Source organism: Acidovorax sp. LjRoot117 (assembly GCF_964252695.1).
GTDB lineage: Bacteria > Pseudomonadota > Gammaproteobacteria > Burkholderiales > Burkholderiaceae_C > Acidovorax.
The window spans coordinates 147178-166036 of the sequence record NZ_CAXUPO020000001.1 but is presented as its reverse complement, the minus strand read 5'-3'; the positions used below and the strand labels follow the sequence as shown (position 1 = coordinate 166036).

The following is an 18859-nucleotide window of genomic DNA, read 5'->3' as shown; positions in this document are numbered from 1 at the left end:
GCTGAGTTAGCAGCGGAGCATCATTCATATTCCTTTTGGTCAATTCCGCTTTCAGTATTGGTAAGCGTCCAGCGGCAACGCACAACACCGTGCCTCGCGCCCGCGACGGTTGGCTCGACATTACCGCGATGATTGGCGATTCGATAAATAACAAAATTTCATTTTCTGTTCGATAAAGGCATATCCGATTTAAAGGCTATGCGAGCACGAGCTCCCATGATAATTTAATGCACAGTGCGTGGATTTGGCGGGCAGATCCACGCCCCCAGGCTCAGCACGAGCCAATGGCGGTATTAAAATTCGTGAGGAATTCAAGTTGGTAGTTCAGAAAAAGACTGTTGAGCAGGTCGCGCAGAAAGCAAGTATCTGTATAAAAAATAGAGAGAATGTACCGACCGCTCCGCTTTGGCATCTGGGGAAAGCTCAAGTCTTCGGTGTAACAGAGAGTTTTGATTTGGTGCAAAGTACAATTGACTATCTTGCCTGTAAAGCCAAAATAAACTCCAGTTTTACAGAGGATGAAAAAGAATTCTTAGTCAATATTTATGAGGCTTTTTGGTGGGGTGGTAAGTATCTGGGTTTTTCTGAGGCGGCGCTGCTCGCCAATCATTATGTTCATGGCGGCGGGCATGAGGTTATACTGAATCCATTTGTCTATCCGTATTCTGTTATTGTTCAAGATGCAATTGTTGCTTTGAAGAAATATATTTCAAATAGACAAAATACCAATAAATTTTTTGCGATTGCTAAAACGTCTGACGTGGAATTTCAACGTTCCAAATTTGCGGATCCTCTCCGCTCGCAAAATCGGCATAAACCCACTCAAGGAAACATTGTCACAAATGATGGTACTTTGAAGGCTGAAGAAATCAATGTTCGCTTGAAATATACTGACAACCGTTTTTACTTGATGGCGACGACTTCGTATCAAAGGAATTTATTCTTCACTCGTTGGAGTGTCAGCAGTCTATATGATTTTGTTGATTATGCCGATGAGCAGGATGATAAAAATATCACCGAAATACCTCTGAATGGTCGGAAATTGCGATTGCCAGATGGGTTGTCTAACCATATGGAAAAGATAGGGATTGCAAAGAAATTTTGGTACCGTGTTGAGTGGCATGAGCATTGGAGGGTGGGGTAATGCGTTTAATGTTGAAATTATTATTTTTTTTACCTTTGTTGGCGATCTTGTCGGTAAGTTTCTTTGCTTGGAAGTTAAGGTCTGGGCATGAATGCTTCATGTTTGCGGATTCTTATGTCGAAATTGCTCAGTTAAATATCGATGGCCGCAAGCACTATCTTTATTCGATGGTCTCAGGGTTTCAGGATAAGTCGAGGGGAGTGGCAATTTCAAATGACGTTGTTCCTGAAATAATGTGCGATTACTCAAGCACTGGTCGTCGAATCAATTTGACAGATATCGAGGAAGGCCAGGCCATAAAAAAACTGGTCATCAGGCGAGTGGCCCCCTCTGACTTTCGGCTCGACGTCATTTATGGAGGACCGGCGCGAGCCAGTCAATTTCCTGGGATGTCTGGTGTCATCATTGAGATAGATGGCAAGCCAATCCATCGAATATCACAGCAGCCGGGGTGAACACCCGTCTATTGCGCCCGCCCCGCGCATTCCCCCACCACCCAGTCCCTGAATGCCTTCACCAGCGGTGTCTGCGCCCGCGCCTCCGGGTAGACCAGGTAGTACGCATCGGTGCTGGTCAGCACCTGGTCCGACAGTTCCACCAGGCTGCCGGCTGCCAGCTCCTGCGCGATCAGAAACCGCGGCAGCAGCGCCGCGCCCAGGTGGGAGACGGCGGCCTGGGCGATCATGGAGAAATGCTCGGACTGCGGCCCGCGCAGCGCCAGCGCGGCCGGGGCGCCCACCAGGTCGAACCATTCGGCCCACTGGGTGGGGCGGGTGCTTTGCTGCAGCAGCACCACGCGGGTCAGGTCGTGCGGGGTGCGGATGGCATGGCGGTCGCGGTAGGCGGGGCTGCACACGGGCACGGTTTCTTCGTGCATCAGGTATTCGCACACGGCGCCGGCCCAGTGCGGGGCACCGAAATGGATGGCCGCGTCAAACGGCGTGCCCGCAAAGTCGAAAGGCTCGGTGCGGGCCGAGAAGTTGACCATGGCCTCGGGGTGCAGCGCCATGAAGCCCGCCAGCCGCGGGATGAGCCAGCGGGTGGCCAGGGTGGGCAGCACCGCCAGATTGAGCAGACCGTCGGTGCTGGCAAAGGCCATGGCTTTTTGCGTGCTGGCCGACAGCTGCTGCAGCACGGCCTGCACGTCGGCGGCGTAGACGCGGCCGGCGTCGGTCAGCACCACGCGCTGGCGCACGCGGTGAAAGAGGGCGGTGCCCAACTGCTCCTCCAGTTGGCGGATCTGGCGCGACACGGCGCTTTGGGTGAGGTGCAGTTCCTCGGCAGCGCGCGACACGCTCTGGTGGCGGGCCGCGGCTTCGAAGGCCAGCAGATCGGCGGTGGAGGGCAGGAAGGAGCGGCGCAGCATGGTCATGCGTAGGGGGAATGATGAGCGCCGGCAGGGCGTGGGCTGGCCGCACTGCTGGCGCTGGCTGGTGGTGGGGCGGTGGCGCTGGTATTTTCAGGTACTTCATTCTCGAATGTGATCAAGTAGTTCCGTTTTTTTGCTATCCAGCACTGCGGTATTGGCGGATATTGGCGGGCATCGGCGCACCTGCGGCATCTTGCGGGCTGCGCCTGTTCATCTTTTTTGTCCTTGTCGTTCCGATCTTTGCGAGCCGCCATGTCCGCCACACCTGCTGCCACCTCCCTTGTGTCCGAAGTCGATCAACTGCTGCAACGCCTGGGCGTTTCGCGTGCGGCCTACAGCGGCGGCAGTCTGCCGGTGCGCTCGCCCATCACGGGTGAGGCAATCGGTGCGGTGCCGGAGGCCTCTCCGGCCCACGCCACGGCCGCCATCGGCCGCGCGCACGCCGCGTTCCAGTTGTGGCGCGATGTGCCTGCGCCCCGCCGCGGCGAGCTGGTGCGCCTGCTGGGCGAAGAGCTGCGCGCCGCCAAGGCGGACCTGGGCCTGCTCGTGACCATCGAGGCGGGCAAGATCCCGTCCGAAGGGCTGGGCGAGGTGCAGGAGATGATCGACATCTGCGACTTTGCGGTGGGCCTGTCGCGCCAGCTGTACGGCCTCACGATTGCCACCGAGCGGCCCGGCCACCGCATGATGGAAACCTGGCACCCGCTGGGCGTGTGCGGCGTGATATCGGCCTTCAACTTCCCCGTGGCCGTGTGGTCCTGGAATGCCGCGCTGGCGCTGGTGTGTGGCGATTCGGTGGTGTGGAAGCCGTCGGAGAAGACCCCCCTCACGGCCCTGGCCACGCACGCCATCGCGCAGCGCGCGGTGGCCCGCTTCAACGCAGCCGGTGGCGGCGCACCCGAAGGCCTGCTGGAGCTGCTCATCGGCCAGCGCGACATCGGCGAAGAGCTGGTGGACGATGCCCGCGTGCCGGTGCTGTCGGCCACGGGCTCCACCGCCATGGGCCGCGCGGTCGGGCCGCGCCTGGCGGCGCGCTTTGCACGCGGCATTCTGGAGCTGGGCGGCAACAACGCCGCCATCGTGGCCCCCTCGGCCGACCTGGACCTGGCGCTGCGCGGCATTGCGTTCGCTGCCATGGGCACGGCGGGCCAGCGCTGCACCACGCTGCGCCGCCTGTTCGTGCACGAGAGCATCTACGACCAGCTGGTGCCCCAGCTGGTCAAGGTATACGCCAACGTGCAGGTGGGCGACCCCCGCGCGGCCGGCACCCTGGTGGGCCCGCTGATCGACCGCCAGGCGTTCGACGGCATGCAAAAAGCCCTGGAGCAAAGCCGCGCACTGGGCGCCACGGTGCACGGCGGTGGCCGCGTGGAAGGCATTGGCGGTGCCGACGCGCACTACGTGCGCCCCGCGCTGGTGGAGCTGAAGGCGCACGAAGGCCCGGCCCTGCACGAGACCTTTGCGCCCATCCTGTACGTGGTGCGCTACAGCACGCTCGATGAAGCCATCGCGATGAACAACGCGGTGGGCGCGGGCCTGTCGTCGTCGATCTTCACGCTCAATGTGCGCGAGGCCGAGCAGTTCATGTCGGCCGCCGGCTCGGACTGCGGCATTGCCAATGTGAACATCGGGCCCAGCGGTGCCGAGATCGGTGGCGCGTTCGGCGGCGAGAAGGAAACCGGTGGCGGGCGCGAGGCCGGGTCGGACAGCTGGAAGGCCTACATGCGCCGCGCGACCAACACCATCAACTACTCCACGGCGCTGCCGCTGGCGCAAGGTGTGACGTTCGATGTGTGACCTTGCGTTCTCCCTGAGTCGCCTGCGGCGCCTTCCCCGAAGGGGGACGCCGCCAGCGCGGCGGGGCGGCCCTTGCGCGGCGGCCGCTGGCCCACGCCGCGCCAGTCGTGAAGCCCCATCGGCAAACTCACTGTTGTAGCGTGTGAACGGTACCCATGGCCTCTGATTCCTCTCACTTCGTCATCATCGGCGGCGGCGTCATCGGCAGTGCCATCGCGTACTTCCTCACGCTGCAGCAGCCGGGCTGCGCGGTGGTGGTGGTCGAGCGGGACCCGACCTATGCGCGCGCATCGTCCGCGCTGTCGGCAAGCTCCATCCGCCAGCAATTTTCTACCGACATCAATGTTCAGATCTCGGCCTACGGCATCGGCTTTCTGCGCCATGTGAACACGCTGCTCGCCTGCAACGGCGATGCGCCGGATGTGGGCCTGCACGAGGGCGGCTATCTGTACCTGGCCACCGCGGCCGGCGAGGCCACGCTGCGCGAGAACCATGCGCTGCAAAAGCGGCACGGCGCTGATGTGGCGCTGCTCAGCCCGCAGCAGCTGGCCGAGCGCTTTCCGTGGCTGGCACTGCAGGACGTGGTGCTGGGGTCGCTCGGGCTGTCGGGCGAGGGCTGGTTCGACGGCTACCTGCTGCTGACCGCGCTGCGCAGGAAGGCGCAGAGCCAGGGCGTGCGCTACGTGGCCGGTGAAGCCGTGGGACTGCAGATGGCCCGCAGCGACGGCGTGCAGCACGTCACCAGCGTGCAACTGAAAAGCGGCGATGCCCTCCCGTGCAGCTATGCGGTGAATGCCGGCGGCCCCTGGGCGGCGGCCATTGCAGGCTGGGCAGGCATCGACCTGCCCGTGGTGGGCAAGCGCCGCACGGTGTTCCACCTGGCCAGCCCTGCGGCGCTGCCGGGCTGTCCGCTGATCATCGACACCAGCGGCATCTGGCTGCGCCCGGAGGGCAAGGGCTTCATCTGCGGCTTTGCGCCGCAGGCTGGCGACGATGCCGACTTTGCGCCGCTGGAGCCTGAGCATCACGCTTTTGAAGACCACGTGTGGCCGACCTTGGCCGAGCGCATTCCGGGCTTCGAGGCACTGCGCATGCAGGGCGCCTGGGCGGGCTACTACGAGATGAACACCTTCGATCACAACGCCATCGTGGGCCTGCATCCGGCGTGCGACAACTTCGTGCTGGCCAACGGGTTCTCGGGCCACGGCCTGCAGCAATGCCCTGCCGTGGGGCGCGGCCTGGCCGAGCTGATGCTGACGGGGCGCTACCAGAGTCTGGACCTGTCGCCGCTGTCCATCGAGCGCATTGCGCGCAACGAGCCGCTGCTGGAAAAGAACGTGATCTGAATGCACGCCGCAACCCGCAACCCTTGGTCCTGGATATGCCCCGCGCCGGCACAAGGCTTCGACAAGCTCAGCCCGAACGGTCGGGGTGAGACCTGAAGCCGGGCGCCTCCCCAAGCGGGACCGCAATACCTTTTTTCCTTTTCCCTTTTTCCCTTTGCCAACCACAACACCACCGGAGACAACGACCATGGCAACTTCCCGCACCCCTTTCACCGCGCTCGCCGCAGGCCTGACCCTGGCTTTCGCCACCTTGGCGCCCGCACACGCGCAGACACCCACCACCCCCACGCTGGAGAAGATCAAGGCATCGGGCAAGGCCGTGCTGGGCGTGCGCGAGACCTCGCCACCCATGGCTTACGCGCTGGGCGCGAATGAAAAGTACGTGGGCTACCACGTGGAGCTGTGCGAGCGGGTGCTGAAAGAAATCGTGCCCGACGCCAAGCTCGAATACATGGCCGTCACCGCGCAGAACACGCTGCCCCTGGTGCAGAACGGCACGCTCGACATCGGCTGCGGCCCCACCACCAACAATACCGCGCGCCAGCAGCAGGTGGCCTTTGCGGTGACGACCTATGTGAGCGAGGTGCGCATGGCGGTGCGCAAGGATTCGGACCTGAAGTCCATCAGCCAGCTGGGCAACCGCACGATCGCGGCGTCCACCGGCACCACAGCCGTGCAGCTGCTGCGCAAGCAGGAGCGCACACTGGGCGCACCCGTCAAGACGGTGCTGGGCAAGGACCACCACGAGAGCTTCATGCTGCTCGAATCCGGCCGCGCCGACGCCTTCGTGCTGGACGACAACCTGCTGGCGGGCCTGATCTCCAACTCCAAGGACCCGTCGGCCTACCGCATCGTGGGTGAGCCGCTGGGCGCCGAGCCGATCGCGCTGCTGTTCCGCAAGGACGACCCCACCTTCAAGGCTGCGGTGGACGGCGTGCTCACGCGCCTGATGCAAAGCGGCGAGATGGAAAAAATCTACACCAAGTGGTTCGTGAACCCCATTCCGCCCAAGAACATGAGCCTGAACCTGCCGCTGGGCACCACGCTGCGCCAGCTGTTCGCCACGCCCAACGACAAGCCCCTGGAGTCCTACCAGCAATGAACGCCGCCATCCCCGCCACGGCCCTCCCTGCCACCGCCTTCCGCGCGGCTGACCGCATCAGCGCCATCGGTGTGTCGGACATCGTGCGCATCACGCAGGCCGCCAGTGAATTGAAGCGCCAGGGCCAGCCCATCATCGTGCTGGGCCTGGGCGAGCCGGACTTCGACACGCCCGTGCACATCCAGGAGGCTGCGCAGCGCGCCATGGCGCGGGGCGACACGCATTACACCGTGCTCGATGGCACGCCCGAGCTCAAGGCCGCCATCCAGCTCAAGTTCCGCCGCGACAACGGCCTCACGTTCGCCACCAATGAGATCACGGTGGGCGCCGGCGCCAAGCAGGTCATCTACAACGCGCTGATGGCCAGCCTGAACCCCGGCGACGAGGTGATCCTGCCCGCGCCGTACTGGACCTCGTACGCCGACATGGTGCTGATTGCGGGCGGCGTGCCGGTGGTGGTGCCGTGCAGCGAAGACAACGGCTTTCGCATCACGGCGCAAGAGCTCGATGCGGCCATCACGCCGCGCACGCGCTGGGTGTTCATCAACTCGCCATCCAACCCCAGCGGCACGGCCTACAGTGCCGAGCAACTGCGGCCCTTGCTGGAGGTGGTGCTGCGCCACCCGCAGGTATGGGTGCTGGCGGACGACATCTACGAGCACATCCTGTACGACGGTCATGCGTTTGCCACGCCGGTGGCGGTGCTGCCGGCGCTGCGCGACCGCACGCTCACGGTGAACGGCGTGTCCAAGTCGTACGCCATGACGGGCTGGCGCATCGGCTACGGCGCGGGTCCGCGCGCGCTGATCGCGGCCATGGCGGTGGTGCAGAGCCAGGCGACGTCGTGCGCGTCGTCCATCAGCCAGGCGGCGGCGGTGGCGGCGCTCACCGGCCCGCAGGACATCGTGGCCGAGCGCTGCCGCGAGTTCCAGGCGCGGCGCGACCTGGTGGTGGCATCGCTCAACGCATCGCCGGGCCTGCGCTGCCGCGTGCCCGAGGGTGCGTTCTACACCTTTGCCAGCTGCGAAGGCGTGCTGGGCCGCACTACACCGGGTGGCGCGCTGCTGCGCACGGACGCCGATTTTTGCGACTACCTGCTGCGCGAGTTCCACGTGGCCGTGGTGCCGGGCAGCGTGCTGGGGCTGGCGCCGTATTTCCGTATCTCGTACGCTGCCAGCATGGCTGATCTGCAGGAAGCCTGCGCACGCATTCGCCGTGCGTGCGAGGCGCTGCGCTGACCCGCCTGTTTTTCTTGTTTGATTTCTCGTTCCGGACCTTTTGATATGACCACGCTTTCCACCTCCAGCCCCGCCCAGAGCCGCACCGGCGGCCAGATCCTGGTCCAGCAGCTCATCACCCACGGTGTGCAGCAGCTGTTCTGCGTGCCGGGCGAGAGCTACCTGGCCGTGCTCGATGCGCTGCACGATGCGGACATCGGCGTGACGGTGTGCCGCCAGGAAGGCGGCGCGGCCATGATGGCCGAGGCGCAGGGCAAGCTCACGGGGCAGCCGGGCATCTGCTTCGTGACGCGCGGGCCGGGCGCGACCAATGCGTCGGCCGGCGTGCACATCGCGCACCAGGACTCGACGCCCATGATCCTGTTCGTGGGCCAGGTGGCGCGCGGTGCCATGGGGCGCGAGGCGTTTCAGGAGCTCGACTACAGCGCGGTCTTCGGCACCATGGCCAAGTGGGTGGTGCAGATCGACGACCCGGCCCGCGTGCCCGAACTCATCTCGCGCGCCTTTCACGTCGCCACCTCGGGCCGCCCCGGCCCGGTGGTGGTGGCCCTGCCCGAAGACATGCTGACAGAGGCGGCCACCGTGGCCGACGCGCTGCCCTACCAGGTCACCGAAACCTACCCCGGCGCCGCGCAGATGGCCGAGCTGGCCGAGCGCCTGGGCAAGGCGAAGCAGCCCGTGGCCATCCTGGGTGGCAGCCGCTGGTCTGAGCAGGCGGTGCGTGAGTTCACGGCGTTTGCTGCAGATTGGTCGCTGCCCGTGTACTGCTCGTTCCGCCGGCAGATGCTGTTTGCGGCCACGCACGCCTGCTATGGCGGCGACCTGGGCCTGGGCGTGAACCCCAAGCTGCTGGCGCGCATCCGCGCATCCGACCTGGTGCTGGTGGTGGGCGGGCGCCTGTCCGAAGTGCCGTCGCAGGGCTATGAGCTGTTCGACATTCCCACGCCCGCGCAGCCCTTCGTGCATGTGCATGCCGACGCCGATGAGCTGGGCAAGCTCTACCGCCCCACGCAGGCCATCCACGCCACGCCGCAGGCCTTTGCCGCGGCCTTGAACGCGGTGCGCCCTACGGCGCCGGTGCCGTGGAAGGCCCACACCGAAGCCGCCCATGCCGACTACCTGGCCTGGAGCGACCCGACGCCCATCCGCATCCCTGGCGACCTGCAGATGGGGCAGGTGATGCAGCACCTCAAGGATGTGCTGCCCGCCGACACCATTTTCTGCAACGGTGCGGGCAACTTCGCCACCTGGATCCACCGCTTCTGGCCCTTCACCACGTTTGCCAGCCAGCTGGCGCCCACCAGCGGGTCGATGGGCTACGGGCTGCCCGCCGGTGTGGGCGGCAAGCGGCTGTGGCCGCAGCGCGAGGTGGTGATCTTTGCGGGTGACGGCGACTTCCTGATGCACGGCCAGGAGTTCGCGACCGCCGTGCAGTACGGCCTGCCGATCATCGTGGTGCTGCTGGACAACGCCATGTACGGCACCATCCGCATGCACCAGGAGCGCGAGTACCCGGGCCGCGTGAGCGCCACGGCGCTCAAGAACCCCGACTTCAAGGCCTACGCCCAGGCCTTCGGCGGCCATGGCGAGCGTGTGGAGCGCACCGAAGACTTCGCCCCCGCACTGGCCCGCGCACGCGCGAGCGGCCTGCCCAGCGTGCTGCACTGCCTGATCGACCCCGAGGCGATCACGCCCACCGGCACGCTGCAGGGCATCCGCAAGGCGGCGCTGGCCAAGCAGTAGGCGGCGGCCCCGAGCTGGTGGGCGCGCGCGGCCAGGCCGTGCCATTTGTTACACGATGGTGGGGCGCGGGGCCTGGGTGGGGCCTTGGGGCGTGGAATGATCCACGTCCCCATCCATTTCACACGTTCCCATGCCCGCCCACAAACATGCCGACGCCCTGGTGTATGCCAGCAACCAGGTGATCCTGACCGACATCTCGTACACATCGTTCACCTATCCGGGCGACCAGGAGGCCCTGGCGACGCTCAAGGGCATTCCGGGCGCGGGGCAGCTGCTGTCGTGGCTGGACGCCAATTTTTCCGAGCAGATCACGCACCTGAACAACAACGAGCAGATGGTGCGAATCAATGCCAACAACTATGGCTCGCTGTATGCGCTGGTGGAGCGCTGCTGCGCCATCCTGTCGTGCAAGGTGCCGGATGTGTACATCACCACCAACCCCGAGCTCAACGCCTATACGTCGGGCCAGCGGCGCACCTGCATCGTGCTGCACAGCGGCCTGGTGGAAGCGCTCACGCCCGACGAGCTGTGCTTCGTCATCGGCCACGAGGTGGGCCACATCAAGGCCGCCCACGGGCTGTACCGGCAGCTGGGCGACATGCTGATCCGCTACTGGGACATCTTCGCGTCGGTCGTGCCGATCCCTGGCGTGGGCATGCTGCGCATTCCGCTGCTGCTGGCGTACTGGGAGTGGTACCGCCGCGCTGAATTCACCTGCGACCGCGCGGGCCTGCTGTGTCTGCAGAACCTGGGCCCCGGCCTGAGCGCGCTGGCCAAGCTGTCGGGCAAGGTCACGGGCTACGAGGACGAACGCAACATCGAAGAGACCATTGCGCAGACCGAGGCCCACAAGGAGGTCAACAAGCTGGTGCAGCTGGTGTCCATCATGGAGAACTCCAGCACCACGCACCCCTTCATCCCGGTGCGCCTGAAGGCCCTGAAGGAGTACGCGGGCGGCGAGCAGTACCGCGAGATTCTGGCGGGCAACTACCGCCGCGACGTGCCGCAGCTGGCCGCTGCGCCTGCAGCACTGGCCGCGCCCGGCAACGAGGCTGCGGGCGGCGATGCGGCTGCGCTGCCGCAGGCTGGCGCCACGGCCAATGCTGGTGCCGGTGCCGGTGCCGGTGCCGGTGCTGCGGACGCCGCTGCGCCTTTGCTGGCCGCTGGGGCCCAGGCGGTGGACAAGTGGAAGAACTCGGCCGCCGGCCTGTTCAAGCGATAGGCTGGAATGGCAGGGGCCGCAGGATAGGCCTGCACCCCGCCTGCCGCGCAGACACCGCGCAAAATAGCGGGTGTGACCGATCCTTCGCCCGACGCCTCTGCGCCTTCATCTGCTGACGCGCCATCTGCCGCCACGGCATCCACTGGCCGCCTGCGCCGCATCGCACACCTGGACATGGACGCGTTCTTCGCGTCGGTCGAGCTGCTGCGCTACCCGCAGCTCAAGGGGCTGCCCGTGGTCATCGGCGGCGGGCGGCGCAAGGTGGACGAGTTGCTGCTGCGCGGCCCGGACGGCTCCGAGGAGCGCGAGCGGCGCTTCATCCCGGTGGAGGATTTCCCGCTGCTCAAGGACTACGTGGGCCGCGGCGTGATCACCACGGCCACCTACCCGGCGCGCCAGTTCGGCGTGGGTTCGGCCATGGGCATGATGAAGGCGGCCCGGCTGTGCCCGCAGGCCATCGTGCTGCCGGTGGACTTTGACGAGGTGCGGCGCTTTTCGCGCCTGTTCAAGAGCACCATCACCGACATCGCGCCGGTGATGCAGGACCGGGGCGTGGACGAGGTGTACATCGACTTCACCGACGTGCCCGGCGGCCAGCGCGAAGGGGGCCGAGTGCTGGCGCGGCTCATCCAGAAAAGCATCTTCGACGTGACGGGGCTCACCTGCTCGATCGGCGTGGCGCCCAACCGGCTGCTGGCCAAGATGGCGAGCGAGTTCAACAAGCCCAACGGCATCTCCATCGTCTACGAGGACGACCTGCAGACGAAGATCTGGCCCTTGAACGTGCGCAAGATCAACGGCATCGGCCCCAAGGCGGGCGAGAAGCTGGCGGGGCTGGGCATCCACACCATCGGCGAGCTGGCCGCGCAGGACCCGCAGTGGCTGATCGCGCGCTTTGGCAAGTCGAGCGGCGCCTGGATGCACCGCGTGGCCTGGGGCCGCGACGACAGCCCGGTGGTGACCGAGAGCGAGCCGGTGAGCATGAGCCGCGAGACGACGTTCGACCGCGACCTGCACGCCGTGCGCGACCGGGCGGAGCTGTCGGCCATCTTCACCGACCTGTGCGAGCGCGTGGCGGGCGACCTGCAGCGCAAGGGCTATGTGGGCAAGACCATCGGCATCAAGCTGCGCTACGACGACTTCAAGATCGCCACGCGCGACCAGACGCTGGACCGCTACACCCAGGACGCCGCCACCATCCGCCGCACGGCGGGCCTGTGCCTCAAGCGCGTGCCGCTCGACCGGAAGCTGCGCTTGCTGGGCGTGCGTGTGGGCACGCTGGAGCGGGTGGGCGAGGTGCCGGACGGCCCCCCGGAGCCGCGCGCGAGCCGGGTGCGCGAAGCGGACCCCCACACCCGACCGCTTTTTTAGGGGGCCGGTCCCGTTGCACTCGAACAATCCGTTCGGGCTGAGCCCTTCGACAGGCTCAGGACAGGCTCAGGAGAGGCTCAGGACAGGCTCAGGAGAGGCTCAGGACAGGCTCAGGACAGGCTCAGGAGAGGCTTGTCGAAGCCTTGCGCGGCGCTTCGACAAGCTCAGCGTGAACGGTTTCAGGTGCTTTTATGCCGACCCATCGGGGGTCCCCAGCAGGGCTACTGCCGCGCCGTGCGCACGTTGCGCGGCAGGCCTTGCGGGTGGCTGGTGCGCAGCGGGTTGATGTCCAGCCCGCCGCGGCGCGTGTAGCGCGCATACACCGTGAGCTTGATGGGTTTGCAGCGGGTCCACACGTCCATGAAGATGCGCTCCACGCACTGCTCGTGGAACTCGTTGTGGTTGCGAAAGCTCACCAGGTACTGCAGCAGGCCTTCCTGGTCGATCTGCGGGCCGCTGTAGCTGATCTGCACGCTGCCCCAGTCGGGCTGGCCGGTCACCAGGCAGTTGCTCTTGAGCAGGTTGCTGGTCAGCACCTCGGTCACGGGCGGCTGGCCCACTTCGGCGGTCAGCAGCTCGGGGGCGGGCTGGTACTGCGTGCATTCCACGTCCAGGCGGTCCAGGCTCAGGCCGTCGAGCTCGTGCACGGGCTCCTGGTCGAACAGCTCGGGGCCGATGAGCCGCACACCCACGGTGGCCGGGTGCTCGCTGCCGCGCCAGGCGGCTTCGCTGATGTCGGCGCGGATGCGCGCCTGCACCTCGGCCGCATCGGCAAAGCGCGTGTTGTTGAAGCTGTTCAGGTACAGCTTGAAGGACTTGCTCTCCACGATGTTGGGCGTCTCGCACGGCACGGTGATGTGCGCCAGCGCCACCTGCGGCTTGCCGCGCTGGTTGAGCCACGACAGCTCGAACGCCGTCCACAGGTCGGCTCCGAAGAAGGGGGCTGCGCCGGTGACGCCGATCTCGGCCCGTTTGCCTGCACGAGGGATGGGGAACAGCAGCGATGCGTCGTACTGGTCGATGTAGGCAGAGGATTTGCCGAGTTGGGATTGTTCTGGGGTGTTCATGCGGTGCCCGTGGACGGTGGCGGGTGGTTTGCTATGTTTTTAATAGCTGCTAGCGCTCATGGGGCAAGCGGTAGGGGCTGTTTTTATTCAAATTCTTACTTGAATTCGCGCTCGCGCAGCCACTTGGTGGCGATCCACTTCTCGCCGGCGATCACCGGGGCGCCGCCGTGCAGGGTGCGGGTGGAGGGGTGGGGCCGCTCGTAGCTGAAGAACACGGCGTTGCCGCGCTGCGGCCCGACCTCGACATGCACATCCGGGAAGGTGGTGCCGCCGCCTTTTTCGGGCGTGTTCAGGTACATCACCAGCGTGCCCACGCGCTGCCCGCCGCGCTTGACGATGGTGGGCGTGCCGGGCTCGGCGGGGTCGAAGTAGTCGTAGTGCGGCTTGTACTCGGCGCCGGGGCGGTAGTGCAGCACCTGCAGGCCTTCGCCGTTTTCGATGGGCCAGTTCAGCAGGCGGGCGATGCGCGTTTCGATGCGCTGCAGCAGTTCGCCTTCGCCGCGCTGAAAGAACATGCCGTCGCTGGTGCGGTCGTCGTTGATCTCTTCGCCGCCGGTCTTGGTGGCCACGGTGAGCGAGCGTGCCATGCGCGGCTCGGCCGCGGCGATCAGGGCGTCGCATTCTTCGGGCGAGAGCAGGTTGCCGAACACCACGATGCGCGGCTGGGCCATGGCCAGCAGCACGTGCACCACGCGGTCGCCGCAGTCCACCTGCGCGGGCGAGTCGCCCAGCTGCGGCTCGGGCACCGGCACGGCACTGGGCTGGCCTTGCTGCACGGCCAACTCGTTGAGGTGGTCCTGCAGCGTCACTTCCATGGCATCGGCGGCCACGTCCTCGTCCCAGCCGGCATCGCGCATCGACTGCAGCACCACCGGCGCGGCATAGCCGGCCTGGGCCTGCTCGATGATCCAGCGGCGCAGTTCAGGGGTGATCGTTTGGGCGGTCGTCATATCAGCTCTCCATACAACAGGCACAACCAGAGGCCGGCAGCCGCGCGTGGGCGCGCTGTGCCGGGCCAGGGACGCCGTCGTCCCCCTGCACGCGCGCCGTGCGGCGCAACGGTCGGCGCAAGGGGCGACGCAAACGCGGCGGAGCCGCTCAGGGCCATGCCCTCATCCTCTGCGAAAGACGAGGCGCTCCGGCGAGGAGGCCCCGGGGGCGAAAGCATAGCCGTCCAGGTCAAAACCTTCCAGTTTGTGCGGTGTCGCCACGCGGTGGGTGACGGCGTAGCGCGCCATCAGCCCGCGTGCGCGCTTGGCATGGAAGCTGATGATCTTGTAGCCGGTGTCCTTGAAGTCTTCGAACACGCAGTCGATGACGCGCGCCTTGAGCGCCTTGCGGTCCACGGCCTTGAAGTATTCCTGCGAGGCGAGGTTGATGACCACGGGCGTCTTGTCGGCGCGCAGGCGGGTGTTCAGGTGCTCGGCGATCTGGCTGCCCCAGTAGTCATACAGGTTGCTGCCAGCCTCGGTGGCCAGGCGCGTGCCCATCTCCAGCCGGTAGGGCTGCATGCGGTCCAGCGGGCGCAGCACGCCGTACAGGCCGCTCAGGATGGCCACATGGCCCTGGGCCCAGGCCAGGTCGTCGGCAGACAGCGACCGGGCCTGCAGGCCGTCGTACACGTCGCCGTTGAAGGCCAGTGCCGCCTGGCGCGAGTTGGTCGCCGTGAAGCGCGGCCGCCACGCCTGGTAGCGGGCCACGTTGAGCGCGGCCAGCTTGTCGCTCAGGTCCATGAGCGAGGCAATGCTCTGCGGTGAATGGGTGCGCAGCACGTCGATGAGGGCGCTCGACTGCGGCACGAACTGCGGCGTGGTGTGCGGCAGGCCCTCGGGCAGGGGCGTGTCGTAGTCGAGCGACTTGGCGGGCGAGAGCAGGAACAGCATGGGCAGGGCCGGAGCGGTGGTCGGTGGAAAGAGGGGGGCAGGCTGCCTGCATCGCGGCGATGCGGCAACCCCGGGGCCGGGGAGGCGGTCGCCCTGCGGCGGGGTTGCAGCAGCGGGCGACGGACAAAATGGTAACTGCTGCAGCAGGCCTTGGGGCCGCCCACGGTGATTGGCCTGGGGGCGCCCGCCCATGAAAAAGGCGGCCCAGAGAGCCGCCTTTTTCGGAGTCACGCCGTGAAAGCGTCACCAGGGGGCCGAAGCCGCTCTCAGGCCGCGGGCGGCTTCTCGAACGGCAGGGTCAGGTCCGACAGGTCGCGGCGGGTTTCCACCAACACCAGCGGGCCTTCGTCCAGCACCACCACGGGCGGGCGCTCGCGGGGCACGTGGATGGGGCGCGGCTCGGCAGCGATGGCGGCCTGCACGGCGGCGATCTTGTCGGCGTCCGAGTTCACCCACTGCAGGCCCGACGATGCGGCCACCTGCTGCAGCTCGCTCACGGGCAGCGTGAAGGCTGCCACGCGGGGCATGGACTCTGCCGCGGCGGCAGCGGGAGCGGCTGCCGAGGGCGCGGCTGCACGGGGTGCTGCGGCGGCCGGGGCCGGCGCAGGGGCAGCTGCAGCAGCAGGCACCGCGGCAGGTGCCACCGGAGCGGGGGCTGCCACCGGGGCCGGCACTGCAGACGCGGTGGGCACTGCCACAGCGTCGGCGGCCACCACGGGTGCGGCGTCTGCTGGCGCGGCCGGGGCTGCGCTGAAGTAGCTGCGGCGGGGTTGGCCGTCCTGCTCGGCGGCTGGAGCCGCTGCGGCGGCATCCTGCGGCGCGGCCACGGTGGGGTCGAAGTCCAGCATGGCCGGGGCGGCGGCAGCGGCGTCGGCGTTGTCGCGCGGGCCACGGTCGCCACGTTCGCGGCGGTCACGGCCGTAGCGGTCGCGCGAGCGGCGTTCGCGGCGCTGCTCTTCGCTGGCGGGGCCGCCGTTGCCATTGCCACTGCCATTGGCGTTACCTGCGGTTTCGTTGCCGGTCAGGTCCAGGTCGGGCAGCGAGCCCAGGGGCGAGGTGTCGACGAAGTCGCCAGCCACCGGTGCGGCAGCAGCGGCTGCTGCGCCGGCTTCCTGGCCTTCGGCGTTGCGTGGGGCGCGTTCGCCGCGTTCACCGCGGTTGCCACGCTCGCCACGTTCACGGCGCGGGCCGCGCTCGCCACGGGGTGGCTGGCCGGCTGCGGCGTCTGCTGCGGCAACCTGGCCGTTCGGGCCTTCCACCTGGGCTTGCGCTGCGGTGGCGTCACCGTTCACGCCGGCGGCCTGGTTGCGGCTCTCGGCATCGCGGCGGCTGCGGCCACCGTCGCGGCCATTGCGGCCTTCACGGGGCTCGCGGCCGCCCTCGCGGGGGTCGCGGCCTTCGCCTTCGGGGCGGCGTTCTGCGTCACGCTGTGGGCGACCCTCGGCGTCGCGGGGGCCACGGCCTTCGGCCGGGCGCTCGCCACGGGGGCGGCGGTTTTCACCGTTGCCTTCGCGGTGGCCGTCACGGCCGCCGCCTTCACGCTGCGCGTCGCGGTTGCCGCCGCCATCGCGGCCGCCACGGCCTCGGCCGCGGCCTTCGCCGTTGCGGCCGTCGCGGCGGGGTTCGCCACGGGCGGTGGTGTCAGCGGCCGGCGCGGGCGCCGGTGCTGCCACGGGTGCCGGGGCTGCGGCGGGCGGGGTGCCAAAGCCGAACAGGCTCTTGAGCCAGGCGAAGAAGCCTTGCTCCTGCGGTGCTGCGGGGGCAGGTGCTGCCGCAGGGGCTTGTGCCGGGGCGGGTGCGGGTGCGGCGGTGCCTGCGCCATGGCGCGGCGGCTGGCCGGCGCGCGGTGGGCGGGCCGCGCCTTCGGGGCGGGGCTCGGCCACGGGGGCGGGAGCATCGGGCAGCACGCCCTTGATGACGGGGGTCTGCTTGTTGGTGGGCTCTTGCGAGCGGCGCGTCACGGCGGTGGGGTCTTCCACTTCTTCGGCGAGCTTGTAGCTGGCTTCGATGTGGTCCAGGCGCGGGTCGTCGTGCTTCAGGCGCTCCAGGCGGTAGTTGGGGGTTTCCAGCGTCTTGTTGGGCACCATCAGCACGGCCACGCGCTGCTTGAGTTCGATCTTGGCGATCTCGGTGCGCTTTTCGTTCAGCAGGAACGAGGCCACTTCCACCGGCACCTGGCAGTGCACGGCGGCCGTGTTGTCCTTCATGGACTCTTCCTGGATGATCCGCAGGATCTGCAGGGCCGAGCTTTCCGTGTCGCGGATGTGGCCCGAGCCGCCGCAGCGCGGGCAGGGGATGGACGAGCCTTCGGACAGGGCGGGCTTCAGGCGCTGGCGGCTCATTTCCATGAGGCCGAACTTGCTGATGGTGCCGAACTGCACGCGGGCGCGGTCCTGGCGCAGCGCGTCGCGCAGGCGGTTTTCCACTTCGCGGCGGTTCTTCGACTCTTCCATGTCGATGAAGTCGATGACGATCAGGCCGCCCAGGTCGCGCAGGCGCATCTGGCGGGCCACTTCGTCGGCGGCTTCCAGGTTGGTGCGGGTGGCGGTTTCCTCGATGTCGCCGCCCTTGATGGCGCGGGCCGAGTTCACGTCCACGGACACCAGCGCTTCGGTGTGGTCGATCACGATGGCGCCGCCCGAGGGCAGTTGCACGGTGCGGGCGTAGGCCGACTCGATCTGGTGCTCGATCTGGAAGCGGCTGAACAGCGCGGCGTCGTCGCGGTAGCGCTTGACGCGGGCGGCATGCTCGGGCATGACGTGCGCCATGAACTGGTGCGCCTGCTCGTAGATGTCGTCGGTATCGATGAGGATGTCACCGATGTCGTTGTTGAAGTAGTCGCGGATCGCGCGGATGACGAGGCTCGATTCCTGGTAGATCAGGAAGGCGCCCTTGCCGCCCTTGGCCGCGCCGTCGATGGCGGTCCACAGCTTGAGCAGGTAGTTCAGGTCCCACTGCAGCTCGGGCGCGGTGCGGCCGATGCCTGCGGTGCGCGCGATGATGGACATGCCGTTCGGGTATTCGAGCTGGTCCATCGCCTCCTTGAGCTCGGCGCGGTCCTCGCCCTCGATGCGGCGCGATACGCCACCGCCGCGGGGGTTGTTGGGCATCAGCACGACGTAGCGGCCGGCCAGCGAGACGAAGGTGGTGAGCGCCGCGCCCTTGTTGCCGCGCTCTTCCTTCTCGACCTGGACCAGCAGCTCCTGGCCTTCACGGATCACTTCATTGATGCGTGCCTGGCTGGGCGAGACGCCGGGGGCGAAGTAGCTGCGCGAGATTTCCTTGAACGGCAGGAAGCCGTGGCGGTCTTCGCCGTAGTCGACGAAGCAGGCTTCCAGCGAGGGCTCGACGCGGGTGACGACGGCCTTGTAGATGTTGCCCTTGCGCTGTTCGCGCCCTTCGATCTCGATTTCGTAGTCGAGGAGCTTTTGTCCGTCGACGATGGCCAGGCGCCGTTCTTCGGGCTGCGTGGCGTTGATGAGCATCCGCTTCATGATGCGATTCCTTCCGTGTTTCGCGGACGGCAGCGGTGCAGCTCACCTTCCGACAGGGAGGGCTGCGCGGGCTGCCGCCCACA

The 18859-nt window shown here is 66.8% G+C and carries 14 protein-coding genes; 9 read left to right on the top strand and 5 right to left on the bottom strand.

Going from position 1 to position 18859, the window contains the following annotated elements; genetic code table 11:
• Window positions 1-238 precede the first annotated feature (238 nt).
• Together ACSQ3D_RS00790 and ACSQ3D_RS00785 are read left to right on the top strand one after the other, a co-directional pair.
• The gene (locus ACSQ3D_RS00790; protein ID WP_436125592.1) at window positions 239-1144 is read left to right on the top strand and encodes a hypothetical protein; all 906 of its coding nucleotides are present in this window, start codon (window positions 239-241) and stop codon (window positions 1142-1144) included.
• A gap of 98 nt (window positions 1145-1242) precedes the next feature.
• Window positions 1243-1599 (top strand): hypothetical protein, encoded by a 357-nt coding sequence (locus ACSQ3D_RS00785; protein ID WP_436125591.1) that lies wholly within the window; start codon window positions 1243-1245, stop codon window positions 1597-1599.
• Between the two features lie 8 nt (window positions 1600-1607).
• Here the strand turns inward: ACSQ3D_RS00785 and ACSQ3D_RS00780 are convergent, their stop codons facing one another.
• Complete coding sequence (locus tag ACSQ3D_RS00780; protein ID WP_396502879.1) at window positions 1608-2510, bottom strand: LysR family transcriptional regulator; 903 nt, start codon at window positions 2508-2510, stop codon at window positions 1608-1610.
• A 255-nt stretch (window positions 2511-2765) separates the two neighbouring features.
• Here ACSQ3D_RS00780 and amaB point away from each other — a divergent pair, with 255 nt between their 5' ends.
• From amaB to ACSQ3D_RS00745, 7 genes are all read left to right on the top strand, one after another.
• Window positions 2766-4310: an L-piperidine-6-carboxylate dehydrogenase gene (gene amaB, locus ACSQ3D_RS00775; protein ID WP_436125590.1), complete on the top strand. Its 1545-nt coding sequence runs from the start codon at window positions 2766-2768 to the stop codon at window positions 4308-4310.
• A gap of 155 nt (window positions 4311-4465) precedes the next feature.
• A complete protein-coding gene (locus ACSQ3D_RS00770) occupies window positions 4466-5656 on the top strand; it encodes an NAD(P)/FAD-dependent oxidoreductase (protein WP_436125589.1) in 1191 nt (396 codons plus the stop codon).
• A gap of 187 nt (window positions 5657-5843) precedes the next feature.
• Entirely contained in the window at window positions 5844-6758 is a 915-nt protein-coding gene (locus ACSQ3D_RS00765; RefSeq protein WP_436125588.1) for an amino acid ABC transporter substrate-binding protein, read from the top strand.
• Window positions 6755-7996 carry a pyridoxal phosphate-dependent aminotransferase gene (locus ACSQ3D_RS00760; RefSeq protein ID WP_436125587.1) on the top strand — a complete coding sequence of 414 codons (1242 nt, stop codon included), beginning with the start codon at window positions 6755-6757 and terminating at the stop codon, window positions 7994-7996. The genes ACSQ3D_RS00765 and ACSQ3D_RS00760 overlap by 4 nt, the downstream gene beginning before the upstream one ends.
• 45 nt (window positions 7997-8041) lie before the next feature.
• Window positions 8042-9739 carry a thiamine pyrophosphate-binding protein gene (locus tag ACSQ3D_RS00755; protein WP_436125586.1) on the top strand — a complete coding sequence of 566 codons (1698 nt, stop codon included), beginning with the start codon at window positions 8042-8044 and terminating at the stop codon, window positions 9737-9739.
• Between the two features lie 130 nt (window positions 9740-9869).
• Window positions 9870-10961 carry a M48 family metallopeptidase gene (locus ACSQ3D_RS00750; protein ID WP_436125585.1) on the top strand — a complete coding sequence of 364 codons (1092 nt, stop codon included), beginning with the start codon at window positions 9870-9872 and terminating at the stop codon, window positions 10959-10961.
• 174 nt (window positions 10962-11135) lie between these two features.
• Window positions 11136-12332, top strand: coding sequence for a Y-family DNA polymerase (locus ACSQ3D_RS00745; protein ID WP_436126161.1), 1197 nt, complete (start codon window positions 11136-11138; stop codon window positions 12330-12332).
• 221 nt (window positions 12333-12553) lie between these two features.
• Here the strand turns inward: ACSQ3D_RS00745 and queF are convergent, their stop codons facing one another.
• From queF to ACSQ3D_RS00725, 4 genes are all read right to left on the bottom strand, one after another.
• The gene (gene queF, locus ACSQ3D_RS00740; protein WP_056420803.1) at window positions 12554-13399 is read right to left on the bottom strand and encodes an NADPH-dependent 7-cyano-7-deazaguanine reductase QueF; all 846 of its coding nucleotides are present in this window, start codon (window positions 13397-13399) and stop codon (window positions 12554-12556) included.
• A gap of 95 nt (window positions 13400-13494) precedes the next feature.
• Window positions 13495-14349, bottom strand: a complete 855-nt coding sequence (locus tag ACSQ3D_RS00735) for a 2OG-Fe(II) oxygenase (protein WP_056420806.1) — start codon at window positions 14347-14349, stop codon at window positions 13495-13497.
• 162 nt (window positions 14350-14511) lie between these two features.
• The gene (gene yaaA / locus ACSQ3D_RS00730) at window positions 14512-15282 is read right to left on the bottom strand and encodes a peroxide stress protein YaaA (RefSeq protein WP_396502872.1); all 771 of its coding nucleotides are present in this window, start codon (window positions 15280-15282) and stop codon (window positions 14512-14514) included.
• 266 nt (window positions 15283-15548) lie between these two features.
• On the bottom strand, window positions 15549-18776 hold the full coding sequence (locus ACSQ3D_RS00725) for an Rne/Rng family ribonuclease (RefSeq protein WP_436125584.1): 3228 nt from the start codon (window positions 18774-18776) through the stop codon (window positions 15549-15551).
• Window positions 18777-18859: the final 83 nt, after the last annotated feature.